The sequence below is a fragment of the Nonomuraea typhae genome (genome assembly GCF_009760925.1).
Lineage (GTDB): Bacteria > Actinomycetota > Actinomycetes > Streptosporangiales > Streptosporangiaceae > Nonomuraea > Nonomuraea typhae.
In genome coordinates this window covers 623,864-647,555 of sequence record NZ_VRLV01000002.1, presented here as the reverse complement: position 1 = coordinate 647,555, position 23,692 = coordinate 623,864, and the positions used below count along the sequence as shown (strand labels likewise).

Annotated in this window: 22 protein-coding genes; 12 read left to right on the top strand and 10 right to left on the bottom strand. The window is 72.4% G+C overall.

Features of this window, described 5'->3' with window-relative positions; translation table 11 throughout:
* Positions 1-69: 69 nt before the first annotated feature.
* Together FVE25_RS55030 and FVE25_RS09500 are read left to right on the top strand one after the other, a co-directional pair.
* Positions 70-546, top strand: a complete 477-nt coding sequence (locus FVE25_RS55030) for a hypothetical protein (protein WP_246266836.1) — start codon at positions 70-72, stop codon at positions 544-546.
* Positions 543-2,156 carry a DUF5110 domain-containing protein gene (locus tag FVE25_RS09500; protein WP_343046133.1) on the top strand — a complete coding sequence of 538 codons (1,614 nt, stop codon included), beginning with the start codon at positions 543-545 and terminating at the stop codon, positions 2,154-2,156. Before FVE25_RS55030 ends, FVE25_RS09500 begins: the two co-directional genes overlap by 4 nt.
* Here the strand turns inward: FVE25_RS09500 and FVE25_RS09495 are convergent.
* Positions 2,128-3,210 carry a retropepsin-like aspartic protease gene (locus FVE25_RS09495; protein WP_157246044.1) on the bottom strand — a complete coding sequence of 361 codons (1,083 nt, stop codon included), beginning with the start codon at positions 3,208-3,210 and terminating at the stop codon, positions 2,128-2,130. The genes FVE25_RS09500 and FVE25_RS09495 overlap by 29 nt on opposite strands.
* Before the next feature lie 47 nt (positions 3,211-3,257).
* On the opposite strand from FVE25_RS09495, the gene FVE25_RS54345 reads away from it, so the two are divergent.
* Positions 3,258-3,866 (top strand): TetR/AcrR family transcriptional regulator, encoded by a 609-nt coding sequence (locus FVE25_RS54345; protein ID WP_219825404.1) that lies wholly within the window; start codon positions 3,258-3,260, stop codon positions 3,864-3,866.
* On the opposite strand, the gene FVE25_RS09485 is transcribed toward FVE25_RS54345, so the two are convergent.
* Genes FVE25_RS09485 through FVE25_RS09465 form a run of 5 tightly spaced genes read right to left on the bottom strand, consistent with a single transcriptional unit; the run spans position 3,854 to position 8,718 of the window.
* Positions 3,854-4,243 (bottom strand): SSI family serine proteinase inhibitor, encoded by a 390-nt coding sequence (locus FVE25_RS09485; RefSeq protein ID WP_157246043.1) that lies wholly within the window; start codon positions 4,241-4,243, stop codon positions 3,854-3,856. The genes FVE25_RS54345 and FVE25_RS09485 overlap by 13 nt on opposite strands.
* 27 nt (positions 4,244-4,270) lie before the next feature.
* On the bottom strand, positions 4,271-6,340 hold the full coding sequence (locus FVE25_RS09480) for a 3-hydroxyacyl-CoA dehydrogenase NAD-binding domain-containing protein (RefSeq protein ID WP_246266834.1): 2,070 nt from the start codon (positions 6,338-6,340) through the stop codon (positions 4,271-4,273).
* Positions 6,337-7,494 (bottom strand): thiolase family protein, encoded by a 1,158-nt coding sequence (locus FVE25_RS09475; RefSeq protein WP_425489485.1) that lies wholly within the window; start codon positions 7,492-7,494, stop codon positions 6,337-6,339. The genes FVE25_RS09480 and FVE25_RS09475 overlap by 4 nt, the downstream gene beginning before the upstream one ends.
* A 60-nt stretch (positions 7,495-7,554) precedes the next feature.
* Positions 7,555-8,361 carry a hypothetical protein gene (locus FVE25_RS09470; RefSeq protein WP_157246041.1) on the bottom strand — a complete coding sequence of 269 codons (807 nt, stop codon included), beginning with the start codon at positions 8,359-8,361 and terminating at the stop codon, positions 7,555-7,557.
* 45 nt (positions 8,362-8,406) lie between these two features.
* Complete coding sequence (locus FVE25_RS09465) at positions 8,407-8,718, bottom strand: ArsR/SmtB family transcription factor (RefSeq protein WP_343046132.1); 312 nt, start codon at positions 8,716-8,718, stop codon at positions 8,407-8,409.
* Between the two features lie 92 nt (positions 8,719-8,810).
* Between FVE25_RS09465 and FVE25_RS09460 the strand changes: the two genes are divergently transcribed.
* From FVE25_RS09460 to FVE25_RS09440, 5 genes are all read left to right on the top strand, one after another.
* Positions 8,811-10,247, top strand: a complete 1,437-nt coding sequence (locus tag FVE25_RS09460; RefSeq protein WP_281367833.1) for an FAD-dependent monooxygenase — start codon at positions 8,811-8,813, stop codon at positions 10,245-10,247.
* Positions 10,248-10,394: 147 nt separating this feature from the next.
* Positions 10,395-11,573, top strand: a complete 1,179-nt coding sequence (locus FVE25_RS09455) for a hypothetical protein (RefSeq protein ID WP_157246038.1) — start codon at positions 10,395-10,397, stop codon at positions 11,571-11,573.
* 381 nt (positions 11,574-11,954) lie between these two features.
* A complete protein-coding gene (locus tag FVE25_RS09450; protein WP_157246037.1) occupies positions 11,955-12,944 on the top strand; it encodes a LacI family DNA-binding transcriptional regulator in 990 nt (329 codons plus the stop codon).
* A gap of 24 nt (positions 12,945-12,968) precedes the next feature.
* Positions 12,969-13,742: a sugar phosphate isomerase/epimerase family protein gene (locus FVE25_RS09445; protein ID WP_157246036.1), complete on the top strand. Its 774-nt coding sequence runs from the start codon at positions 12,969-12,971 to the stop codon at positions 13,740-13,742.
* Between the two features lie 66 nt (positions 13,743-13,808).
* Positions 13,809-14,702, top strand: a complete 894-nt coding sequence (locus FVE25_RS09440; protein WP_219825403.1) for an alkaline phosphatase family protein — start codon at positions 13,809-13,811, stop codon at positions 14,700-14,702.
* Here the strand turns inward: FVE25_RS09440 and FVE25_RS09435 are convergent.
* Complete coding sequence (locus FVE25_RS09435) at positions 14,653-15,345, bottom strand: hypothetical protein (protein ID WP_157246034.1); 693 nt, start codon at positions 15,343-15,345, stop codon at positions 14,653-14,655. The two genes, FVE25_RS09440 and FVE25_RS09435, sit on opposite strands and share 50 nt — an antisense overlap.
* Before the next feature lie 108 nt (positions 15,346-15,453).
* Here FVE25_RS09435 and FVE25_RS09430 point away from each other — a divergent pair, with 108 nt between their 5' ends.
* Entirely contained in the window at positions 15,454-18,141 is a 2,688-nt protein-coding gene (locus tag FVE25_RS09430) for a PEP/pyruvate-binding domain-containing protein (RefSeq protein WP_157246033.1), read from the top strand.
* Here the strand turns inward: FVE25_RS09430 and FVE25_RS09425 are convergent.
* Genes FVE25_RS09425 through FVE25_RS09415 form a run of 3 tightly spaced genes read right to left on the bottom strand, consistent with a single transcriptional unit; the run spans position 18,120 to position 21,327 of the window.
* Entirely contained in the window at positions 18,120-19,010 is an 891-nt protein-coding gene (locus tag FVE25_RS09425) for a sugar phosphate isomerase/epimerase family protein (protein WP_157246032.1), read from the bottom strand. The genes FVE25_RS09430 and FVE25_RS09425 overlap by 22 nt on opposite strands.
* On the bottom strand, positions 19,007-20,197 hold the full coding sequence (locus FVE25_RS09420; RefSeq protein WP_157246031.1) for a dihydrodipicolinate synthase family protein: 1,191 nt from the start codon (positions 20,195-20,197) through the stop codon (positions 19,007-19,009). The genes FVE25_RS09425 and FVE25_RS09420 overlap by 4 nt, the downstream gene beginning before the upstream one ends.
* Entirely contained in the window at positions 20,194-21,327 is a 1,134-nt protein-coding gene (locus tag FVE25_RS09415) for a Gfo/Idh/MocA family protein (RefSeq protein ID WP_157246030.1), read from the bottom strand. The genes FVE25_RS09420 and FVE25_RS09415 overlap by 4 nt, the downstream gene beginning before the upstream one ends.
* 92 nt (positions 21,328-21,419) lie before the next feature.
* Between FVE25_RS09415 and FVE25_RS09410 the strand changes: the two genes are divergently transcribed.
* Genes FVE25_RS09410 through FVE25_RS09400 form a run of 3 tightly spaced genes read left to right on the top strand, consistent with a single transcriptional unit; the run spans position 21,420 to position 23,661 of the window.
* The gene (locus FVE25_RS09410) at positions 21,420-21,755 is read left to right on the top strand and encodes a PadR family transcriptional regulator (protein WP_157246029.1); all 336 of its coding nucleotides are present in this window, start codon (positions 21,420-21,422) and stop codon (positions 21,753-21,755) included.
* A complete protein-coding gene (locus FVE25_RS09405) occupies positions 21,752-22,699 on the top strand; it encodes a hypothetical protein (RefSeq protein WP_157246028.1) in 948 nt (315 codons plus the stop codon). Before FVE25_RS09410 ends, FVE25_RS09405 begins: the two co-directional genes overlap by 4 nt.
* Complete coding sequence (locus FVE25_RS09400) at positions 22,696-23,661, top strand: NAD(P)-dependent alcohol dehydrogenase (RefSeq protein ID WP_157246027.1); 966 nt, start codon at positions 22,696-22,698, stop codon at positions 23,659-23,661. Before FVE25_RS09405 ends, FVE25_RS09400 begins: the two co-directional genes overlap by 4 nt.
* Positions 23,662-23,692 lie beyond the last annotated feature (31 nt).

Here is a 23,692-nt window from a genome sequence, read left to right as displayed (position 1 = left end):
GTGCTTACTGTGTGCGCAGAAATGCGCACACTCTCTCACCCCCGGAGGCAAGCGCATGCGTAGATCCCTGTGCTGGTTAGCCGGCTTGGCCGTGGCCGTGCTGCCCCGGCCGCCAAGGAGCGGTTCTTCGGCGGCGGCATGCAGAACGGGCGCCTCAACCACACCGGCAGGACCGTCTGCTACAACCACTCCAGCCCGACCTACACCGGCGGCAAGAACCCCGACAAATGGGTCACCCCGATGGCCGAGAAGGTCGCCCAGGGCTACGCCGACCACGACATGCCGCGCGGCTGGATGCTGGTCAACGACGGCTACGGCTGCGAGTACACCGACCTGCCGCAGGCCGGGGAGAAGTTGCGCGCCAAGGGCGTCGAGATGGGCCTGTGGACCCAGCGGGCGCTGACCGACCAGGAGTTCGAGGTCAGGACCGCGGGCGCCCGGGTGCGCAAGCTGGACGTGGCCGCACCTACCTCAAGCTGCGCGAGCGGCTGCTGCCCTACCTCTACACCTACGCGGCCGAGGCGCACCGGACCGGGGCGCCGGTGAACCGGGCGCTGGTCGTGGAGTATCCGCAGGACGAGGGCACCTGGCAGGTCAAGGACCAGTTCCTGGCCGGGCGGGACTTCCTGGTGGCGCCGGTGTACACGGCAGGGGAGGTGCGCGACGGCATCTACCTGCCGCCCGGGCGCTGGGTGGACTACTGGAGCGGGCGCGCCTACGACGGGCCGCGCACGCTGAACGGCTACCACGCGCCGCTGGAGCGGCTGCCGCTGTTCGTGCGGGCGGGCGCGATCGTGCCCATGGCCAGGGCGGGGATCAACAACCACCGCGAGATCCGGCCGGAGGACCCGCTGACGCTGGACGTCTACCCGCTGGGCGAGTCCTCCTTCAGCCTGTACGCCGACGACGGGCGCACGCGCGCCTTCGCCGCGGGCGAGTCCGGCCGGCAGGAGTTCACCGTGCGCGCCCCCGGCCGGGGCGTGGGGACCATCGCGGTCACCATCGGGCCCATCACCGGGTCGTACGCGGGCAAGCCGGCGGCCCGGCCGTACGAGCTGGACGTGCACACCGGCAGGGCCCCGGCCCTCGTCCTGTACGGCGGGCGGCCCCTGGCCAAGGTCGGCAAGGCGGAGTATGAGGCGGGGAAGAACGGCTGGTACGCGGACGGGACGCTGGCCCACGTCCGGATCCCGCCGGTCGCGGCCTCGGCCGGGGCGCGGGTCGAACTGGTCGGCGCCGGGGTGGTCGGCGGGCTCTTCCCCCGTGACGGCGACGCGGAGGTCACGGCTCAGGTCCCGCCCCTGCTGTCACCGGGGGGCCGCGTCGAGGTGCCGGTCACGTTCACCAACCGGACCGGGGTGCCGGTCAGGGACGTCTCGCTCGGGGTCGGGGTGCCCGGCGGCTGGCCGGAACCGGCTCCCGCCGCGGCCCGGATCGTCGGGGACGGGGAGAGCGTGACGCGGGCGGTGACGGTCACCGTTCCCCAGGGTGCCACGGCCGGGACGGTCACGCTGATCGCCTCCGCCGCCTACACCGCGCGCGGCGGCGAGCGCACGGTCACCGGGGCGAGGGCGGCCACGGTGCCCCACGGCTCGCCGGCCGCGGCGTTCGGCAACGTGGGCATCAGCGACGACGGCGACACCGCCAAGGGGAACCTCGACGGCGGCGGGTCCAGCTTCTCCCGGCAGCGGCTGGCCGCCGCAGGGCTGACGCCCGGGGCCGCCGTCACCGCCCAGGGCGTCGCCTTCACCTGGCCGGACACCGCCCCCGGGCGGCCGGACAACGTGGCCGCGGCCGGGCAGACCATCGCGGTGCGCGGGCAGGGCGGCGTGCTGGCGTTCCTGGGGACCGGGACCAGCGGATCGGCCGCCGGGCCGCTGACCGTCCACTACGAGGACGGGACCAGCGGGCAGGCGAGCTTGGGCTTCGCCAACTGGTGCTGCCTCGACCCCACCGCGTACGGGTCGAAGGTGGCCTTCTCCCACAAGGGCAAGAACACCGCGAGCGGCCCCAACCAGTTCCCGTCAGTCGATTACCGCGTTTTCTACCAGCAAGCCACGATAAATCCGAATAAAAGGGTGATCGCGGTGACATTGCCAGATAACGCGGCAGTGCATGTGTTCGCGGTCACCGTAGCTCCAGGCGCATCGCGGTGAAGTCGAGCGTCAGCGCGTACGGGCGGAAGAAGGCGTGTGAGACCGCGCCGCCGAGCGGGAAGCGGCGCGAGACCTCGGGAAAGAAGTCCGGCGCGTCCGGGAAGTGAACGCCGGGCAGGTCTTTGCCCGTGGTCCCGTTCACGGTCAGTTCCTCGACCGTGAACGGGACCGCCCGCACCGCGCCGCCGCCGTCCCTGCCGCCCTCGACGAGGTCGTCGCCGAGCCTGATCCCGGCCCGCGCGATGACCTCGGGTGAGGGCACCAGCCCCACGCCGGTGCCGCCGGTGTCGATGAACAGCAGCAGCCGGTGCTCCCGGTTGAGCGTGCCCCAGGTGAGCGCGTAGTGCGTCCCGGCCAGCCAGAAGGGGTACCCGCCGGCGAGGGTCTCGCTTCTGTCCCGCAGGATCAGCCGCCCCGAGGGATAGTCGATCGTGCTCAGGTGACGGTGCAGGATCGCCGACCCCACCGCCCCCTGAACCGGGTGCCCGCCGATCACGGCCCCGGCGAAGTCGAGGGTCCTGATCGGCACGTCGCGCACCTCGAGCTCGCCCATCGCGAACGACTCCAGCCGACCCTGCCCCTCCATCGCCCGCTGCCCGCCCGGATATCCGCGCTCGAGCGCACCGGCGACCTGCGCGCCCGCCCTCTCGGCCAGCGCCCGATCGACGTACACCTCGTGGCCGCCGGTGTCCAGGAAGAACGCCGCGCTCTCGCGGTCGTTCAGCCGCACGGTGATCACCGGGAGCGGGTCCGTGCTCGCGAACGGCACGACGGCCGTGCCCGCCCGTTCCATCCGGTACGGCGGGCGGCCGCGGAACAGGCCGAGCTTGCGTGCGGCGAGGTCGTGCCAGGGAGCCCCGGTGATCTCCGCCAGGCGGCGGTGCCAGTGGGCGGACTCCTCGAAGTCGTCGCGGCGGTAGGCGGCTTCGGCCAGGTCCTCCATCGCCTGCCGATCGCCCGCGCGGGCCGCCGGGGTGAGCAGTTCCACCGCCTCGTCGAGCCGGTTGCGCAGGAGGGCGAGCGTGCCGGGGGAGTGCGTGAGCAGATCGTCCATGAGGTCCCCTCTTTCGGATACCGATCAGTATCCATATACTCATGGGTATGTCAACGGAACGGCTCACCCGGCGGGAACAGCGCGCGCAGAACCGCCTCAACCTGCTCGAAGCCGCAGAAGTGGTGTTCGCCGAACGCGGCATCCAGGGCGCGACCCTGGACGAGGTGGCGGCCGAGGCGGGGCTCACCAAAGGGGCGGTTTATTCGAACTTCGCCGGCAAGGAAGACCTGGTGCTGGCCGTGATGCGGCACCGGATGGGCCAGGAGGCGCAGGCTCAGGCGCAACGGCTCGGCTGCCCGCCCGACCCGGAGCGGCTGGTGGCGGAGTTCGGCGCCCATTGGGCCGAGAGCGTGCGCGAGCAGGAGCGGTACGGCCGAGTGGTGCTGGAGTTCATGGTGCACGCCACCCGGCACCCCTCGGCCCGCGAGGAACTGGTGCGGCTGATGTTCCCGCAGGAGGGGTCGCAGGACCCGCACCCCTTGGCGCCTCCCGGCAGCCTGCTGGCGAGTTTGCCCGCCGACCAGGCGGACGCCGTCCTGAAAGCCCTGGACGTCGGCATGTGGCTGCTGGCCACGCTGGCGCCGGAGCGGTGCCCGCCGGAGCTGTTCGGGACGGCGCTACGCCTGCTGGCTCAGAGGGAGGGTCAGAAGGAGTAGAGGGCGCCGCCCGCCGCCTTCATCAGGCAGGCGTTGTCGAAGGTGCCCATGAAGAAGATCTTCCTGCCCCGCCAGGTGCCCGCGACGCGCACCTTGTGAGGCATGTACTCCTTGGTGCAGATGACGTCGTCCTTGCGCAGCCTGGCGGGCTTGCCCTTCACCTTCCTGAGCAGGTCGCAGGCCACCTTGGGCTTGGGGTGGGTGCCGCCGTCGGGGTCACAGGCCAGGCGGACGGTCTTGGTGCCGCCGTCGGTCTTGATACTGATCTTGAGCGTCCCGCGGGGCCGGAGCTCGGCGGTGGCCGGGAGCGCGGTCCCGGCCACCAGGGCGCCCGACAGTACGGCGAGCGCCATCGTCTTGATAGCTGATCCCTTCACGGGCGTCCACGCTACCGGCCCCGGCGATCATCGCGGGACGGATGCGACTCCCGGCTCCAGGAATCGGGGCGAGGAGATGCCCGCCCTGTCCAGGTACGGCGTGATACCGCCCAGGTGGAACGGCCACCCGGCACCCAGGATCATGCACAGGTCGATGTCCTGGGCGGCCGCCACGACACCCTCGTCCAGCATGATCCGGATCTCCTCGGCGAGGGCCGACAGGACGCGCTGCCGTACCTCCTGCGCGGTGGACGGCGAGGAGCCGCCCGTGAACAGCGCCACGGCCTCGGGGTCGAGGGAGAAGTCCGGCGCGTAGACGCCGGGCTTGCCGGAGGCGACGAGCTTGGCCATGTTCGCGCTGACCCCGAACCGGCCGGGGAAGGCGGCGTGCAGGGTCTCCGACACGTGGTGGCCGACGGCCGGGCCGACGAGCTGCAGCAGGGCGAACGGGCTCATCGGCAGGCCCAGGTCGTCCAGGGAGTGCTCGGCGACCTCCAGCGGGGTGCCCTCGTCCACGGCGGCGATGACCTCGCCCATGAACCGGGTGAGCAGCCGGTTGACCACGAACGCGGGCGCGTCCTTCACCAGCACCGACGACTTCCGCAGCGACCGGCCGACGGCGAAGGCGGTGGCCAGCGTCTCGTCGGAGGTGGCGGCGCCGCGGATGATCTCCAGCAGCGGCATGATCGCGACCGGGTTGAAGAAGTGGAAGCCGACCAGGCGCTCGGGGTGCCTGAGCTCGGCGCCCATCTCGCTCAGCGAGAGCGAGGAGGTGTTGGTGGCCAGCACGCACTCGGCCGAGACGTGCTCCTCGACCTCGGCGAAGACCTTCTTCTTGACCGCCATGTCCTCGAAGACGGCCTCGATGACGAAGTCCGCGTCGGCGAAGGCGTCCTTGGTGAGGGAGCCGGTGACCAGGGCCTTCAGGCGGTTCGCCTGGTCGCCGGAGACGCGGCCCTTCTTCAGCAGCTTGCCGATCTCGGCGTGCACGTAGCCGACGCCCTTGTCGAGGCGCTCCTGGTCGAGGTCGGTCAGCACGACCGGGACCTCCAGGCGGCGGGCGAACAGCAGCGCCATCTGCGAGGCCATGAGCCCGGCGCCGACGACGCCGACCTTGGTGACCTTGCGGGCCAGCGCCTTGTCCGGGGCCCCGGCGGGCTTCTTGGCGCGGCGCTGGACCAGGTCGAAGGAGTACAGCCCGGCGCGCAGCTCGTCGCCCATGAGAAGGTCGGCCAGGGCCTCGTCCTCGGCGGCGAAGCCCTCGTCACGGGTGGCGGTGCGGGCCAGGGAGACGAGGTCGAGGGCGCGGTAGGGGGCGGGGGAGGCGCCGCGCAGCTTCATGTCGAGGAGGAAGCGGGCGTCGTTGACGGCCTTCTCCCAGTCGGCATCCGGATATGTCGCGCGTCCGACCGAAATATCGTCGGAAAGTACCTTCGAGGCCCAGCGGAGTGACTCCTCCAGGAAGTCGGCGGGCTCGAACATCGCGTCGGCCACGCCGTACTCGAACGCCTCGCGGCCCTTGATCATGCGGTTCTGCGACAGCGGGTTCTCGACGATGAGCTTGATCGCCGCCGCCGGGCCGATCAGGCGGGGCAGCAGCTGCGTGCCGCCCCAGCCCGGCACCAGGCCGAGGAAGCACTCGGGCAGCGCCAGCGCGGGCACGCCGGAGGAGATCGTCCGGTACGTACAGTGGAGCGCGATCTCCAGGCCGCCGCCCATGGCCGCGCCGTTCACGAACGCGAACGACGGGACGGGCAGTTCGCCCAGCCTGCGGAAGACGTCGTGGCCGAGCCTGCCGATCTGCAGCGCCTCCTCGCGGGCGCGCACCAGCGCGGCGCCCTTGAGGTCGGCGCCGACGCCGAAGATGAACGGCTTGCCGGTCACGCCCACCGCGGCCAGGTCGGTGCGGGCCTCGATCGCGTCCAGCGCCGCGCCCAGCGCGGTGAGCCCGCCCGGGCCGAACGTGTTGGGCTTGGTGTGGTCGAAGCCGTTGTCCAGCGTGATCAGCGCCATGGTCCCGGCGCCGCCCGGCAGCTCGACGTCACGGACGAGCGCCTTGGTGACGACCTCGTCCTTGAACAGGTCCGTCATGCTCATGCCAGGTTCTCCCAGATCACGGTGCCGCCCATGCCCATGCCGACGCACATGGTGGTGATGCCGTAGCGGACGTCGGGGCGCTCGGCGAACTGCCGGGCGAGCTGCGTCATCAGCCGCACGCCCGAGGAGGCCAGCGGGTGGCCGAAGGCGATGGCCCCGCCGTACGGGTTGACCTTGTCCTCGTCGATGCCGAAGTGGTCGAGGAAGGCCAGCACCTGGACGGCGAACGCCTCGTTGACCTCGAACAGCCCGATGTCGGCGATGTCCAGGCCGGCCAGGCGCAGGGCGCGCTCGGTCGAGGGGATCGGGCCCACGCCCATCACCTCGGGGTCCACGCCGGCGAAGGCGTAGGAGACCAGGCGCATCTTCGCGCTCAGGCCCAGCTCCTCGGCGACGTCGGCCGCGGCCACGATGCAGCCGGTCGCGCCGTCGTTGATGCCCGAGGAGTTGCCCGCGCTGACCCGGCCGTGCGCGCGGAAGGGCGTCTTCAGCGTGGCCAAGGTCTCGACCGTGGTGCCCGGCCGCGGCGCCTCGTCGTGTACGGCCAGGCCCCAGCCCTTGTCCGTGGTCCGGATGGCCGTCTCGACCAGGTCGGGCTGGATCTTGCCGTCGGCGTACGCCTTGGCCGCCTTCTCCTGCGACAGCGCCGCGTAGGCGTCGGCCCGCTCCTTGGTGATCTCCGGGTAGCGGTCGTGGAGGTTCTCCGCGGTCATGCCCATGACCAGGGCGCTGCCGTCCACGAGCTTCTCCGACAGGAAGCGCGGGTTCGGGTCCACGCCCTCACCCATCGGGTGGCGGCCCATGTGCTCGACGCCGCCCGCGATGGCCACGTCGTAGGCGCCGAACGCGATGCCGCCCGCGACCGTGGTGACGGCGGTCATCGCGCCCGCGCACATCCGGTCGATGGCATAGCCCGGCACGCTCTTGGGCAGCCCGGCCAGCACGGCGGCGGAGCGGCCGATGGTCAGGCCCTGGTCGCCGATCTGCGTGGTGGCCGCGATGGCCACCTCGTCGACGCGCTCGGGGGGCAGTTCGGGGTTGCGGCGGATCAGCTCGCGGATGACGCGGACGACCATGTCGTCCGCGCGGGTCTCCGCATACAGTCCCTTCGGCCCTGACCTGCCGAAAGGCGTGCGCACGCCGTCGACGAACACGACGTCACGAGAGGAAGGCACGGATTCGCTCCTCGTTGCTGGACAGCTTCCGCGCCTATGCTACTCGCCGGTAACTAGTCCGCAGACGAGGGCCGTGGCCAGGAGTGCGTAGACCGTCCCGGTATCCGGCTCCCATAGGTGGGCGCGGGCGCCGAGCAGCGCGGTGACCGCCAGCGCGCTGGCTCCCCAGAGCACCGCCGGGCCTCTCGCCGCCCTCGTGGCGCGGAGAAGCGTCCGTCTCATCCGGTACGGCGTGGCGACGGGGAAAGGTTGTGTGGCCTTGCCGGTCCCGGCGGAGCGGCCGGGATCCCAGGGGTCGCCGGGGGAGGGGCCGGCGTGCGCGAGGCGGCCCAGGGCGGACAGGGCGCCTCTGGCCCACCAGGCGGCGAAGAACACCCCGGCGGCGTACCCGGCCAGGGTGAGCGTCTCCACCGCCCCGGTCAGCGTGGCGGCCACGCCGTACAGGCCGGACTCGTGGAACGGTCGCGGCACGGTGTACCCGAGCAGCAGCGTCACCACCCAGCACGCGGCCACGCCGAGGCGGCTCAGCGTTCTCGCCGGCGCTCCGGAGGCGGTGGCGTACAACGCGCGTTCGTGCCGCCGTACCGTGCGCATGCGCGCGCCCCACACCGCCTGCGTGGCCACCAGGGCGGGCAGGGACCCGAGGAAGACCAGCAACGCCAGCACGGCGAGCTGCAGCGTCTCCTCCCGGGTCGCGGCCCGTTCGGCGAGCATCTGAACGGCGGCGGGCAGCGCGATCGAACCGGAGAGCGCGATCAGCGCGACCCGGCGCGCGGCCCGGGCGCGCACGCGCAGCCCGGTCACCACCCGTGCCCCGGGGAAGGGGGAAATCTCGGTCGAAAGCATGCCGTCATGATGCCGTCACCGAACGTGGTCGTGCCGGTGATTGCCCTACGGGGATGGAGCCCTAGATCCTTCGGCGACGACGAGGTCCAGCAGGCCGGGGAAACGTTCGTCGAGGTCCTCGCGGCGCAGGCGGAGGTAGAGCTTGCGGCCCTCGGGGCGCTGGCAGATCACGCCGCTCTCGCGCAGCACCCGCCAGTGGTTGGTGAGGGTGGACTTGGGCACGCCCGGCAGGATCGAGCCGCAGAACTCCTCCTGCCCGGAGGTGGCCAGCCTGCGCACGATCTCGGCGCGCACCGGATGCCCGAGGGCGGCCATCACGTCCACCAGGTCGATCTGGTCGCGCGTCGGATGCAGCATGCGGCTCATTGTACGCAATTTCCGGACAGTGGTTTGACGGTCGAGTTCGTTTGTACGACAATTCGGAACAATTGCACGATGGGATGGCGGACATGTACGACGTGGTGATCGTGGGCGGCGGGCCGGTGGGGATGCTGCTGGCCGGGGAACTCGGTTTGCAGGGAGTCCGGCCGCTGGTGCTGGAACGGCTGGCCGTACCGGCGGCTGAGTCCAAGGCGGGCACCCTGCACGCCCGGACGGCGCAGAGCCTGGATCGGCGCGGGCTGCTGGAGGCCGTGGGGCGCTCCACCTATGGAAGCGTGCGCTTCCACTTCTCGGGGATGTTCGGGCTGGATCTGGGCGCCGTGACGGGGGACGGGCCGAGCATCGTCGGCAGCCCGCAGGCGTGGGCGGAGCAGGTGTTCGCGCGGCGGGCGGCGGCGCTCGGCGCGGAGATCCGGCGGGGGCAGGAGGTCACCGGGATCGAGCAGCGGGACGGCTCCGTGACGGTGATCGCCAACGGCCGGCGCATCGCGGCGAAGTACGTCGTCGGGACGGACGGGGCGCGCAGCGTGGTGCGCAGGTCCGCGGGGATCGGCTTCGCGGGCAGCGGGGCCCGGGTCGCCGCGCTGATGGGCGACGTACGGCTGGCCGACCCGTTCGGGCTGCCCGGCGGCTACCACCGCACGCCACGGGGATGGCTGATCGCCTGGGTCAACCCCGCGGGACACAGCCGGATCACCACCTATGACTTCCGCGCGCCGCACGCCGACCGGGAGGCGCCGGTCACGCCGGCGGAACTGCAGGCGGCGGCCGAGCACATCGCGGGCGTCCCGGTGCCCATGCGGGACGCGCGGAACCTGTCGCGGTACGGCGACGCCGCGCTGCAGGCCGAGACCTACCGGGCGGGGCGCGTGCTGCTGGCCGGGGACGCGGCGCACGTGCACTTCCCGTGGGGCGGCCAAGGGCTGAACACCGGTCTGGAGGACGCGGTCAACCTGGGGTGGAAGCTGGCCGCCGAGGTCAAGGGGGAGGCGTCCGCCGGACTGCTGGACAGCTATCACGCCGAGCGGCATCCAGTGGGGGCGCGGGTGCTGTGGAACGTCCGGGCGCAGACGGCGCTGGCCAACCCGGATCCGTCGGTGGACCCGCTGCGGGAGCTGTTCGCGGAGCTGATGGGGCTGGAGGAGGTCAACGCCTATCTCAGCGGGATGATCAGCGGCGTGGACACGGCCTACGACGTCGGGGTCGCCGGGGCGGGGCGGATGGCGCCCGATCTGCTGCTGAAGACCGCCGGCGGGGAGGTACGGCTGGCGGAGCTGGCACGGGACGGGCGCGGGTTGTTCCTGGATCTCGCCGGCCGGGACGATCTGGTGGCCCGGGTCGAGGGCTGGCCGGTCGAGGTGGTCAGGGCGCGGGCCGATCATGAGGCGGAGGCGCTGCTGGTGCGGCCTGACGGGTATGTGGCGTGGACGTCGCAGGCGGGGGTGAACACGCTGGGTGAAGCGCTGGGACGCTGGTTTAAACATGGGGTAGCCAACGATTTGTGATGATCGTGTGAAATTTCCGGACAAGGGTGGGTGGAGTCTGTTAGGAAGGTCGCGATCCACACCCGGTAGCTAGAGAGGTACACCGTGTCGCGCGACGATAACGACAGGCCATATGAAGATGAGCAGGGGAGGTCGTTAAATCCGGACATGACGGGGGACGTGCTCTCGGACCGATGGGAGACGGACGCCGCGGACACCGACGAGCAGCCGGCCGTCGTCCTCAACGAGACCTACCATCTGCCATCCGACCCGAGCGTGCCGGCCGAGCGCTCGGAGACCTACCACCTGCCTCCCGACCAGGAGGCCGTGGCCGGGGGCGTCTACCTTGACCAGAGCGCCCTCCAGGCCCACGCCGACCAGGCCCGCGCCGGCCTGGACCACGGAGGCGACGCCCTGGAACCGCTGGGCGGCACCCCTGGCGACCAGTTGGTCGCCTCGGCCGCCGACCACGGTCCGGATTTCGGTGTTGACGGCGCTGAGCGTGATGAAGCCTTCGGTGTTGACCGTGACGATGCGTTCGGCGCCGACCGGGACGCGGAGTTCGGCGCTGACCGGAGCGCGGAGTTCGGCGCTGACCGGAGCGCGGAGTTCGGCGTTGGCCGGGACGCGGAGTTCGGCGGTGAGCCGAGCGCCGAGCACGGGACCGAGCGCGGGTTTGACGGCGACGACGACGATCGGGGCTATCTCCCGCTGGACAAGTCCTACGAACGCCTCGGCGACGGCGACGAACCGCGCCGCGGCTTCCTGGGCTCCGGCTGGAGCGGCACGGCGGACCCGGACGCCGGCCAGAAGGAGACGCGCCGCCGTACCAAGGTGCTGGTGCTGGCCGCGGCGGTCGTGGTCGTGGTCGGCGCGGCGGCGGGCTGGATGTTCACCGGCTCCGGCTCGGGCGGCTGCTCGGGTGCCCAGTGCGCCAGCGCGGGCCAGGTGACCACGCCGAGCGACCCGGCGGCCGGCGAAACCGAGGGCCCCTCCGATCAGCCGATCGAGGAAACACCGGAACCCGACGTCTCCGAGACTGTCACCCCGACCCCCACGGTCACCCGCGCCCGCACCGTCCGCACCCCCGCCCCCCGCGTCTCCACGACCCCGACGCGCCTCGGCGAACCCACGACCAAGCCCTCCACCAAGGGCACCCGCGCCCCGCAGAGCGCTCAGCCGGTCACCGAGGACGACGCCGAGCCGCAGCAGTCCCGGCCCAGCGACCAGCCCTCGTCAACGCAGACCAGCCAGGCTCCGGCCCCCCCGCCCACGACCTCCGCCCCGGCCCCGGCGCCGGCGGAGTCCAAGAAGCCGGGCGGCCTCCTCGACTGGCTGTTCGGCTGACACCCACCCCCGGGTTCGTCAACCGGCCCCGGGGTGGGTCACCTCCGGCGAGCAGGACGAAACAGCCGATCGTTTCGTCCCTCGACCCGGTGACCCGGGGAGATCCGGCAGGTTGTCCCACTTAGCCGGTGAGCTGGGCCGTTGCGGTGGGGACCACGTCCGACGTGAGAAGCGACCCCCACGATCGGCGTGAGCCCACGTCGGCGGGTGGGGGCAAGGGGGCTCCGCCGTAAAGGAGGGCCGGAAGGGTGGCTCCGCCGTAAAGGGAGGCCGAAAAGGGTGGCTCCGCCGTAGAAGGAGGCCGGACGCGACGGCGCGGATGTGACGAGCGAGGGGAGGCTGGGGTCTGGCAGACTGGGAAATCGCTTTCCAGGAGGTGTCGTGGTCACCCTCGAAGATGTGGCGAGGCAGGCGGGGGTTTCCCTGGCGACCGCCTCGCGGGTGTTGAACGGGAGCACCCGTCAGGTCGGCGCCGGGCTGCGCGCCCGGGTGGAGCAGGCGGCCGACGAGCTCGGGTACCGGGCCAACATCGCCGCCCAGACGCTGGCCCGGGGCGCCAGCAACGTCATCGGCATCGTCGTGCACGATCTCACGGACCCCTACTTCGCCGCGCTGGCCGACGGCGCCATGCGGGCCGCGGCCGGGGAGCGGCTGCTGGTCATGGTCGGCACCACCCATCGCGATCCCGAGCAGGAGATCGCCTACGTCGCCACGCTCCACGCCCAGCGGGTGCGCGCGGTCCTGCTCGTCGGCTCCCGCACGGACGACGCCGCCACGACCGCCCGCCTGCGCGGGGAACTCGACCGCTATGTCGCCGCCGGCGGCCGCGTGGCCTGCGTCGGCCAGGACCTTCTGGGCATGGCCACCGTCGCCCCCGCCAACCGGGACGGCGCCGCGGCCCTGGCCCGTTCGCTGGCCGCGCTGGGACACACGCGGTTCGCCGTGCTCGCCGGCCCGCCCCAGCTCCTGACCGCCGCGGACCGCTGCGCCGGCTTCGTCGCCGCCTGCGCCGAGCTGGGCCTGCCCGCGCCGCGGGTCGTCCACGGCCCCTTCGACCGCGACGGCGGCTACCGGGCCGCCCAGGACACCGGCGAGGCCACCTGCGTCTTCGCCGTGAACGACGTCATGGCCGTCGGCGCCCTGGCCGCCTACCGCGAGCGGGGGGTGCGGGTGCCGGAGGACGTCTCCGTGGCCGGGTTCGACGACATCGCGACCCTGCGCGACCACGTGCCGGCGCTGACGACGGTCCGCCTGCCCCTGGCCGACATGGGCGCCCGGGCCCTGGAGCTCGCGCTGGCCGCCGGCGACCGGCCGGTCGTCGAACGGGTCCAGGGCGAGGTGGTGCTCCGCGAGAGCGTCCGCCGCCTGTGACACCCATTCCTTCAGGAGGGCACTGTGAACCTGTCCGTCAGCACGCTCGGCATGCCCGGCTACACCCTGGACCGGGCGATCGAGACCGCCGTGCGCCACGACTGCCGGGGGCTGGAGCTGCGCCTGCATCCGGACACCGGGGTGCACGCCGGTCTGTCCGCCGCGGAACGTGTGGCGGTGCGCAAGGCGGTGGAGCAGGCGGGCCGGCAGCTGTCCGCCCTGGCGGGGTATGTGCGTATCTGCGAGCCGGGGCCGGACGAGCCGGTGGTCGAGGCGCTTCTGGCCGACCTCCGGCTGGCCGCCGACCTGGGTGCGCCGGGCGTGCGGGTGTTCCCGCGCGGCGCCGACCCCGCCGTCGGGGCGCGCCGCCTGCAAGCGGTCGCCGGTACGGCGGGCGAACTGGGCCGGCGGGTTCTCGTGGAGACGCATGACCTCATGGCCACCGGCGCCAAGGTCGCCGAACTCCTCGACGCCGCCGCCTGCCCGGACACCACCGGCGCCCTCTGGGACCTCCTCCACCCGTGGCGCCACGGCGAAGCCCCGGCCGACACCCTCTCCGCCCTCGGCTCCCGCCTGGCGTATGTGCAGGTGAAGGATGCGGTGTCGGCCAACGACAGCACGCCGGTGCCCATGGGGTCCGGCTCGGTGCCGCTGGAGGAGTGCGGCGAGCTGCTCCGGGCGGCCGGGTATGACGGGTGGGTCTCGCTGGAGTGGGAGCGCACCTGGTATCCGCAGGTCGCGCCGGTGGAGGAGATCCTGCCGGGCGCCGCCGCGTGGGTGCGGCGGTATTCGGCCTGACGGGCGCGGACGGACGGGGCGTAGGGTGTGCGCGGTGACGGTCGGTTCCGGGCAATGGGGAGTGGCGTGAAGGACAAGGTGCTTGTCGTCGGGATGGACGGCCTGCGGTTCGATCGGTTGCTGGCCATCCGTCCTCCGATGCTGGGGGAACTCCTGGACACCGGGGTGCACGGGACCGGCCTGCTTCCGTACGGCGAGGCGGATGCGGCGGCCACCGGGTTCAAGGGGCAGGTGGTGCCGCTGGGGGAGCGGAGCATCGCTTCCAGGACGGACTCCGGGCCGGGGTGGTCGTCGATCGCGACCGGGGTGTGGCCGGACAAGCATGGCGTCGTGGACAACAGCTTCACCGGCGCAGAGTTCGGGAAATTTCCGGACTTCTTGAGCCGGGCCAAGCGGCTCGACCCGCAGCTCACCACCACCGCCATGTTCTCGTGGGCGGCGCTGGCCGAGCACGGCGCGTTCGGGGCGGACATCGACACCAGGGTCGTGCTGGACGGGTACGCCGTCACCTTCGCCATGGGCGACAAGCAGATCGCCGACGCCGCCGAGCTCCACCTGGCCGAACAGGATCCCGACCTGGCCTTCGTGTACTTCGGCGACACCGACGAGGTGGCCCACCGGCTGGGCCCGCACTGCCCCGAGTACACCGATGCGCTGCTGACCCAGGACGCCTATCTGGCCCGGCTGCTCGCCGCGATCCGCTCGCGGCCCGCGTTCGGGCGGGAGCGGTGGACGGTGCTGGTCACGACCGACCACGGGCACCTGGACCAGGGCGGGCACGGCGGCACCTCGGCCGCGGAACGCACCACGTTCGTCCTGGCCGCCCGCCCGGGCGAGAACCTCGGCGGCCGCGCCCTGCCGGAGGCTGCCCTGGTGGACGTGGCCCCCACGGCACTGGCCCAGCTCGGCCTCACTCCGTCCCCGTCCTGGGGCCTGGACGGCTCGCCTCTGGCCCTGTGACCAGCACGCCCGCCGCCCGGAGCCGGGCGGCGGCGAGCAGGTTGAGTCCCACCACCCAGATCAGCGTCACGACGGCCCACTGCCCCCACTCCAGGCCGCCCATCTGCCCCGAGAGCTGATTGCGGGCCGCGGCGTACAACGTCACCCACCCCTGAACCGGGCGCAACGCCTCGATCCCGCCCAGGAGCCCGTACACGCCAAGCGGCACCACGACGCTGGCGGCGCACGCCACCCACGCGGGCCGCAGCAGCATCCCGAGCCCGGTTCCCAGCAGCCCGGCCCCCACCTGCACCAGCACGCTCCCGAGCACGACCGCCGGTGCCGCCGCCTGCGCGGGATCGGCCCGTACGGCGAGCGCGACCACGCAGAGCACCACCCCGAGCACCCCGGCCACGGCCGACACCACTGCGGCGCCCAGCAGTACGGCCGGCACCCGGGCCCCCACGGCCGTCCGGACCTGCCCGGCCAGCCGGATGGTCAGGAACGGCACCCCCACCGAGATCACCGACTGCGTGAGCAGGACCACCTCCGAAGCGGGCACCACGGCGGCCACCAGCGCCCCGGCCAGGAACGTCAAGACGGCCGCCCACTGCCACCCCCGGGACCCCAAGGCCCGCTTGATCACATCCCATGCCCCGATCATGCGCTCACCTTCCCCGAAATCTCGGGGGAAGACAATTTTCATCATGTGTTGAATTCTGGCGTCCCAAGGGTGAGACTGTGAACGACGGGCGTCTCCCAGGAGGACGGCATGAAAACAGCGCTGGAGTTCCCCGAGATCCACGCCGGCATGCTCGCCGAGGTCGGTGGCAAGGCCGCCAATCTCGGCGAGCTGACCAGGGCCGGGCTGCCGGTGCCGCCCGGCTGGGCGCTGACCACCGAGGCGTATCACCAGGCCGCCGAGCAGGCCGGCCTGCCCGAGGTCATCGAACGCGCGGGCAAGGACCTGGCGAGCCAGGCGCGAGACCGCCTGCTCGGCGCCTCCATCCCGCCCGACGTGGCGGAGCGGATCCGCAAGGCTTATGCGGCTCTGGGGGAGGACGTCCCAGTGGCGGTACGCTCGTCGGCCACGGCAGAGGATCTGCCGTTCGCCAGCTTCGCCGGGCAGCAGGACACGTTCCTCAATGTGGTGGGGCCGGAGGAGGTGCTGCTGGCCGTACGCCGATGCTGGGCCTCGCTCTGGACCGACCGCGCGGTCGCCTACCGCGAGTCCAACGGCATCGACCACGCGGCGGTGCGGATCGCCGTGGTCGTGCAGACGATGGTGGACGCCGAGGTGGCGGGCGTCATGTTCACCGCGAACCCGATCACCGGCCGCCGCCGCGAGGCCGTCATCGACGCCGGCCCCGGCCTGGGCGAGGCGGTCGTGTCCGGCGCGGTGAACCCGGACCGCTTCGTCGCGGACCTCGACTCGGGGGCGATCCGGGAGCGCGCCGCCGGCGACAAGAAGATCGCCATCAGGTCCGTCCCCGGCGGCGGCACCGAGCGCGTCGAGACGACGGCCGGCGGCTTCAGCCTCTCCGACGCCCAGGTGCGCGACCTGGCCAGGCTGGGCGCCCGGGTGGAGGCGCACTACGGCGCCCCTCAGGACACCGAGTGGGCCATCGACGCGCACGGGAAGATCTGGCTCACCCAGGCGCGGCCGATCACCACGCTCTATCCGCTGCCGCCGGCCACCAAGCCGGGGCTGAGGGTGTATTTCTCGGTCAACGTGGCCCAGGGCGTCATGGGCCCGTTCACGCCGATGGGCGCGGCGGGTCTGCGGCTCGTGAGCTCGGGCGCGGCCCGGATGGCCGGCTACCCGCCGGCCGATCCCCTGGACGGCGCCGGTCCGCTCACCGAGGCCGGGCAGCGGCTGTGGATCGACCTGACCACGGCGGCCCGCAGCCGCGTCGGGCGGGCGCTGGTGCCGCGGATCTTCTCGGTGGCCGAGGCACGGTCCGCGGGGCTGTTCACGGCGCTGGCCGACGACCCGCGGCTGTCGGTGATCCATCGCTCGCCCCGGCCGTTCCTGCGCGCGGTACGGCGGGCCGCCCGCCAGATCGGCGCCCCGAGGCGTGTCTGGTGGGCCCTGACCAGGCCGGACCGCGCCCTCGCCTACACGCGGGAGCTCGGTGACCGGCTGAGCAGGGCGGTGGACCCGGCCCCGTCGGCCACGCCGTACGAACGGCTGGAGCACGCCGAGCGCCTGCTGAGCCGGAGCTTCCCGATGATCCTGTCGATCATGCCGATCGTGATGACGGGCTACGGGTTGTTCGCCCTGGCCTCCAGGCTGTCGGGGATCCCGATCTCCGGCATGCAGGACGTGCTGCGCAGCGTCCCGCACAACCCGACCACCGAGATGGACATGGAGCTGTGGCGGCTGGCCACCCGCATCGAGCCGTTCGGCGAGCGCTCGGCGGCCGAGGTGACCGCCCTCTACCAGGCGGGCAAGCTGCCGAAGGCCACGCAGGACGCCATCGCCGCCTTCCTGGCGACGTATGGGCACCGGGGCGTCGCGGAGATCGACCTCGGGGTCAAGCGCTGGTCCGACGACCCCTCCCACATCATCGGCGTGCTGGCCAACTACCTGCGCATGGACGACCGCATGGCCCCGGACGCGCTGTTCGAGCGGGGCGCGGCGGACGCGCGGGCGGCCGTGGAACGGGTGGTGGCCGCCGCGGCGCACAGGGGCCGCCTGCGGGGGACGCTCGCCCGCCGCGCGCTGGACCGCACCCGCCGGTTCGCGGGCCTGCGCGAGCTGCCGAAGTACTACGCGGTGCTGATGCTGGCCGGGGTCCGGCGCAGCATGCTCGTCGTGGGCGAGCACCTGGTGGCCGAGGGCGTGCTCGACGACCCTCAGGACGTCTTCTTCCTCGACTTCCGCGAGGTCGGAAAGGCGCTGGAGACCGGTGAGGGCGGCGAGGTCGTGGCCGGTCGCAAGGCCGTCCACGAGCACGAGTCACGCCGCAGGCACGTGCCCCGGATGCTGCTCTCGGACGGCACCGAGCCCGAGGCGCTATCCACGCCCGCCGCCGACGGGGCCATCACCGGCACCCCGGCCTCGGCGGGCGTGGTGACCGGCCCGGCCCGGGTCGTCATGGACCCGACCGGCGCCCACCTGGAGCCCGGCGAGATCCTGGTCTGCCCGTCCACGGATCCCGGCTGGACGCCGTTGTTCCTGACGGCGGGCGGCCTGGTGATGGAGATGGGCGGCGCCATGTCACACGGCGCGGTCGTGGCCAGGGAGTACGGCATCCCGGCGGTGGTCGGCGTGGCCCACGCCACCGAGCGCATCGCCACCGGCCAGACCGTCACCGTGGACGGCGCCGCCGGGACCGTCACGGTGGACGGGACGGTCACGGTGGACGGGACGGGCATGGTGGACGGGGGGACGGTCGCGGTGGACGGGACGGTCGCCCCGGAGACGGCGGCGGCTCAGGAGACCACGTCGGCGTAGCGGCGCTTCATGGTGGCCACCACGTCGTCGGGGTCGGCGGCCCAGACCTCGGCGTTGAAGATCTCGACCTCGACGTCACCGGTGTACCCGGCGGCCAGGACGGCACGGGTGATCGGCGGGAAGTCGATCACCCCGTCGCCCATCATGCCCCGCCCGAGCAGCACGTCGGCCGGGAGCGGGTGAAGGTAGTCGCAGACCTGGTAGGAGGCGATGCGCTCCCCGGCCCGCGCGATCTGCTCGAACACCTGCGGGTCCCACCACACGTGGAAGGTGTCCACCACCACCCCGACCTGCTCCACCGGGTACGGCAGGGCGAGGTCGATCGCCTGGCCCAGGGTGGAGACGACGGCCCGGTCCGGGCAGTAGAGCGGGTGCAGGGGCTCCAGGGCCAGCCGGACGTTCCGCTCCCCGGCATACGGGGCGAGTACGGCCAGCGCCTCGGCCACCCGCTCGCGGGCCCCGGCCAAATCCCGCGAGAACCCGGCCAGGGGTTCACCCGGCACCACGCCGGGCAGCCCGCCGACCACCAGCACGAGACAGGCGGCGCCCAGCTCGGCGGCCTCGTCGATGGCCCGCCGGTTGTCGTCGAGCGCGGCCCGCGAGGGGCCTCCGGAGGTGGCGCGGGAAGGGGCGCGCGAGGCGGTGCTGGAGGCGGTGCGTGAGGGGGCGCCGGTCAGGAAGCCGCCCCGGCACAGTGAGGACACGCGCAACCCGGCCGCCCGCACGAGCCGGGCGCTGGCGGCCAGCCCCTGCTCGGCGACCTCCTCCCGCCACAACCCGATGGCCTCCAGCCCGTGGCGCACGCATCCGTCCACGGCCTGGGCCACGCTCCAGCGTCGCGTGGTGCGCTGGTTCAGGGACAGGCTCACAGCCCGTTCACCGCCAGCAGGGCGCTCATCCGCCGGACGGCCAGTTCGGGGTCGGACAGCAGCCCGGCCCGGTCGGCCAGCCGGAACACCTCGGCCAGGTGGCTGATCGACCGTGCCGACTGGGCACCGTTGACCATGGTGAAGGCGTCCTGGTGCCCGTTGAGCCAGGCCAGGAAGACGATCCCGGTCTTGTAGTGGTAGGTCGGAGCCTCGAAGATCTTCCGGGAGAGCGGCACCGTCGGCCCGAAGATCTCCTCATAAAGTGCGAAATTTCGGGCCCGAGCCTCCGCGTCCACCGCCGACTCCGCAGCCGACAACGCCCCCAGCGCCGCCGCGGCGGCCGGGGCGATGGCGTCGAAGATGCCCAGCAGCGCATGGCTGCCCGACCTGATCAGCGACGGATAGTTGAAGTCGTCCCCGGTGTAGAGCCGCACCCCCGGGGGCAGGGCGGCGCGCAGCCGTACCTCGTGCTCCTCGTCCAGCAGCGAGACCTTGACGCCCTCGACCATGGCGGCGTTGGCCCGGACGAGCTCCAGGAACGCCTCGGTGGCCAGGCCGACGTCCCGCGAGCCCCAGTATCCGGCCAGCTTCGGGTCGAACATCTCGCCCAGCCAGTGCAGGATCACCGGCCGCCCGGCCACGCCGAACAGCTTGCCGTACACCCGGTGGTAGTCCTCGGGCCCGCGGGCGATCGCGGCGAGCTGGCGCGAGGCCATGACGATCACCCCCGCCCCGGAGGACCGGACGGTCTCGATCTGCTCGGCGTAGGCGTCCGTGACGGCCTGGAGGGTGTCCGCGCCGGGCGCGTGGTCGGTGCCGGCGCCGCAGGCCACCAACTCCTCCGGATCGCCGAAGGCGCGCGCCTCGGCGGCGCTGCGGGCGATCAGCTCGCGCGTGGCCGCCCAGTCCAGCCCCATGTTGCGCTGCGCGGTGTCCATGGCGTCGGCCACGCGCAGCCCGTACGACCACAGATGACGGCGGAACCGCAGCGTGGCGTCCCAGTCCACGGCGGCGGGGGAGCCGGGGGTGTTGTCGCCGAGCGGATCGGCCACGACGTGCGCCGCGGCATAGACCACGCGCGCGCCGGGAGCGGCAGGTGTGTCGGGTTTTCCGGGGGTGGCGGGCCGGTGTGGCCAGGTGACGGGCGGGCGCAGCGTGTACGGCCCGCCCGGCAGGTTGATCTTCACAGGCTCTCCACCGCCATCCTGCGCCCCTCGGCCGAGGAGCGCAGCCCCAGCTCGGCGAGCTGCACCCCGCGGGCCCCGGCCGCGAAGTCGTAGGGGAACGGGGCGTCCTCCAGCACGTGCCGCAGGAACAGCTCCCACTGGATCTTGAACCCGTTGTCGAACTCCGCGTTGTCCGGCACCTCCTGCCAGCCGTCGCGGAAGCGGGCCGTGGCCGGCAGGTCCGGGTTCCACACGGGCTTGGGCGTGGTGGCCCGGTGCTGGATCCGGCAGGTGCGCAGCCCGGCGACGGCGCTGCCGTGCGTGCCGTCCACCTGGAACTCCACGAGCTCGTCACGGTTGACGCGGACCGCCCAGGAGGAGTTGATCTGCGCGATGACGCCGCCTTCGAGCTCGAAGATGCCGTAGGCGGCGTCGTCGGCGGTGGCCGGGTAGGCGTTGCCCTGCTCGTCGTGGCGGGTGGGGATGTGGGTGACGCCCTTGGCGTAGACGGACTTGATCCGGCCGAAGAGGTTCTCCAGCACGTAGTGCCAGTGCGGGAACATGTCGAGGATGATGCCGCCGCCGTCCTCGGCCCGGTAGTTCCAGGAGGGGCGCTGGGCCTCCTGCCAGTCGCCTTCGAAGACCCAGTAGCCGAACTCGCCGCGCACCGACAGGATGCGGCCGAAGAAGCCGCCGTCGATGAGCCGCTTCAGCTTGAGCAGCCCCGGCAGGAAGAGCTTGTCCTGGACGACGCCGTTCTTGACGCCGCGGGCCGTGGCCGCCCGGGCGAGGGCGACCGCTTCCTCCACCGACTCCGCGGTGGGTTTCTCGGCGTAGACGTGCTTGCCGGCGTCGATCGCCGTGAGCACGGCCTTGACCCGGGCCTGGGTGACCTGGGCGTCGAAGTAGACGTCGGCGCGTTCCAGGGCGGCCTCGAGGTCGGTGGTGTAGTCGGTCAGGCCGTGCCGGGCGGCGACGCCGGCGAGTTTGGCCTCGTTGCGGCCGACGAGGATGGGCTCGAGCCTGACCCGGGTGCCGTCGGACAGGGCCAGTCCGCCCTGCTCGTTGATGGCCAGGACGGACCGGACCAGGTGCTGGCGGTAGCCCATCCTGCCGGTGACGCCGTTCATCGCCACGCCGATCGTGCGCATCGAGACCCCTTCTTCGGAAAGCGCTTTCCAGCGAAACTACGGCCGAGGGGTGGGCTCTTGCAATACTGTGTGGCACACAATATCGTGTGGGCATGCCGGACGATGAGCTGCTCGCGACACACCTGCAGGAACTCCGGCGGGGCACGGTCGTGCTCGCCTGCCTGCTCGTCCTGGAGCGGCCGAACTACGGCTACGCCCTGCTCGACCTGCTCGGGCGCAGCGGCTTCGCCGTTGACGCCAACACGCTCTACCCCCTGCTGCGCCGCCTGGAGAAGCAGGGGCTGCTGGTCAGCGACTGGAACACCGACGAGTCCAGGCCGCGCAAGTTCTACCGGACGAGCGAGGAGGGCGTCGCGCTCGCCGAGACGCTCAGCCGCGACTGGTCCGAACTCGACACCGCATTCCGCACCCTGAAAGGCGAGTCATGAGCACCCTCACCGACCGCTACGTGGACGCGGTGCTGCGCCGCGTGCCCTCACACCAGCGGCCCGAGATCGAGCGCGAACTGCGCGCCTCCATCGCCGACGCCCTTGAGGAACACGAGCACAGGGGCGAGCACGAAGGTGGAAGCGAGGGTGAGGGCACCCCCAGGCCCGAGGAGGCTGCCCGAGCCGAGGAGGCCGTCCGGGCTGAGGTCGCCGTGCTCACCGAGCTGGGTGACCCGGCCAAGCTCGCCGCCGGGTACTCCGACGAACCGCTGTGGCTCATCGGGCCGGAGCGCTTCCTCGACTACACCCGGCTGCTGACCGCGCTGCTGGTGAGCGTGGTCCCGGTCGTCGCGCTGGCGGCCGGGCTGCCGGTCGGCCTCCAGGGCGACTGGTGGGGCGCGGTGTGGGACGGCCTGGGCGCCGGGCTGACCGCGTTCGCGCACCTGGTCTGCTGGACCACCCTCGGCTTCGCGATCTTCGAGCGGTTGCCGTTGCCGGGCCGTACCGGATCGAAGGCGTGGACACCCGACGCGCTGCCGAAACGCCCCAGCAGGCGCCTGCGCTTCACCGAACTGGTCCTGGAGACGGTGGCCACGGTGCTGTTCGGGGCGCTGATCCTGATCTCCCCGAGGTTCGGCGTGCTCTCGCCGCAGCTGTGGGAGACGGGCCAGGTCTACGTCTTCCTCGGGCTGGTGGTGGCGGCGCTGGCCTCGTCGTTCGCCAAGTATTACGCGCGCTGGACCGTTCCCGTGGCCGTCGCGGGATCGCTGGCCGGCGTCGCCTCCGCGGTCATGCTCATCTGGCTGGCCGCCAACGACAGGGTGCTGAATCCGGCCGCCGGCCTGCCGGGCTGGATCAACACCGTTCTCATCGTGATCTCCGCGTTCACCATCCTCAACACCGTGATCGACGGGGTCGCCCGCGCAAGAGAGGAACTGCCGTGAAAGCGATCGTCTACAAGGAGTACGGCCCGGCGGACGTCCTGCGCTGCACCGACGTCCCGCGGCCGGAACCGGCCGCCGGCGAGGTGCTGGTGCGCGTCCGCGCGAGCTCGGTCAACTACGGCGACTGGGCGGCCATGCGCGGCTCGCCCGCGCTGATCCGCACCGCGATGGGCCTGCGCCGGCCCAAGGCGGAGATCCTCGGCCGCGATGTGGCCGGCGTCGTCGAGGCCGTCGGCCCCGGCACGAGCCGCCTGAAGCCCGGCGACCGGGTCTGCGGCGAATCCAGCCAGCGAGCCTACGCCGAGTACGTGGCGATGCCCGAGGCGCACCTGGGCGTCATCCCCGACGGCGTCACCTTCGAGCAGGCTGGCACGCTGCCCGTCGCCGGAACCACGGCCATTCAGGCGCTGACGATGGGCGAGGTAGGCGCCGGGACGAAGGTCCTGGTCAACGGGGCCTCTGGCGGCGTGGGCACCTACACCGTGCAACTGGCCAAGGCGTTCGGCGCGCACGTCAGCGCCGTCTGCAGCACCAGGAACGTGGAGCTGGTGCGCTCCCTCGGCGCCGACGAGGTGATCGACTACACCGAGCAGGACTTCGCCGCCACCCGGGAGCGCTACGACGCCGTCCTCGACTACGCCGGCAGCCGCCCGCTGAAGGCCATGCGCCGCATTCTCACCCCTAAGGGGGTGTACGTGGCCTCCACGAGTGCCGGCGGCCCCGTCCTCGGGCCCATACCGAGGCTGCTGGCCACCGTCCTCGGCAACCCCTTCGTGAGCCAGCGGCTGCGGGTGCTGACCACCAGGCGCAGCCCGGCCGACCTGGAAAAACTCACCGCGCTGATCGCCGACGGCAGCATCGCCCCGGTCATCGAACGCGAGCTCCCCCTGAGCGAGGCCGCCACCGCCCTGCGCGCCTTCGAGACCGAGCACGCACAGGGGAAGTTCGTCCTCAAGGTCTAAGGGACGACTCAGACCTGAGTGTGACGCGCGC

What these genes read in the sequence shown, in the direction of transcription:
- FVE25_RS09495 (WP_157246044.1), bottom strand. Translation starts at nt 3,210, where the DNA reads ATGGACGATCTGCTCACGCACTCCCCCGGCACGCTCGCCCTCCTGCGC.
- FVE25_RS54345 (WP_219825404.1), top strand. Translation starts at nt 3,258, where the DNA reads ATGTCAACGGAACGGCTCACCCGGCGGGAACAGCGCGCGCAGAACCGC.
- FVE25_RS09480 (WP_246266834.1), bottom strand. Translation starts at nt 6,340, where the DNA reads ATGAGCATGACGGACCTGTTCAAGGACGAGGTCGTCACCAAGGCGCTC.
- FVE25_RS09470 (WP_157246041.1), bottom strand. Translation starts at nt 8,361, where the DNA reads ATGCTTTCGACCGAGATTTCCCCCTTCCCCGGGGCACGGGTGGTGACC.
- FVE25_RS09465 (WP_343046132.1), bottom strand. Translation starts at nt 8,718, where the DNA reads ATGCTGCATCCGACGCGCGACCAGATCGACCTGGTGGACGTGATGGCC.
- FVE25_RS09460 (WP_281367833.1), top strand. Translation starts at nt 8,811, where the DNA reads ATGTACGACGTGGTGATCGTGGGCGGCGGGCCGGTGGGGATGCTGCTG.
- FVE25_RS09455 (WP_157246038.1), top strand. Translation starts at nt 10,395, where the DNA reads ATGACGGGGGACGTGCTCTCGGACCGATGGGAGACGGACGCCGCGGAC.
- FVE25_RS09435 (WP_157246034.1), bottom strand. Translation starts at nt 15,345, where the DNA reads ATGATCGGGGCATGGGATGTGATCAAGCGGGCCTTGGGGTCCCGGGGG.
- FVE25_RS09430 (WP_157246033.1), top strand. Translation starts at nt 15,454, where the DNA reads ATGAAAACAGCGCTGGAGTTCCCCGAGATCCACGCCGGCATGCTCGCC.
- FVE25_RS09415 (WP_157246030.1), bottom strand. Translation starts at nt 21,327, where the DNA reads ATGCGCACGATCGGCGTGGCGATGAACGGCGTCACCGGCAGGATGGGC.
- FVE25_RS09410 (WP_157246029.1), top strand. Translation starts at nt 21,420, where the DNA reads ATGCCGGACGATGAGCTGCTCGCGACACACCTGCAGGAACTCCGGCGG.
- FVE25_RS09405 (WP_157246028.1), top strand. Translation starts at nt 21,752, where the DNA reads ATGAGCACCCTCACCGACCGCTACGTGGACGCGGTGCTGCGCCGCGTG.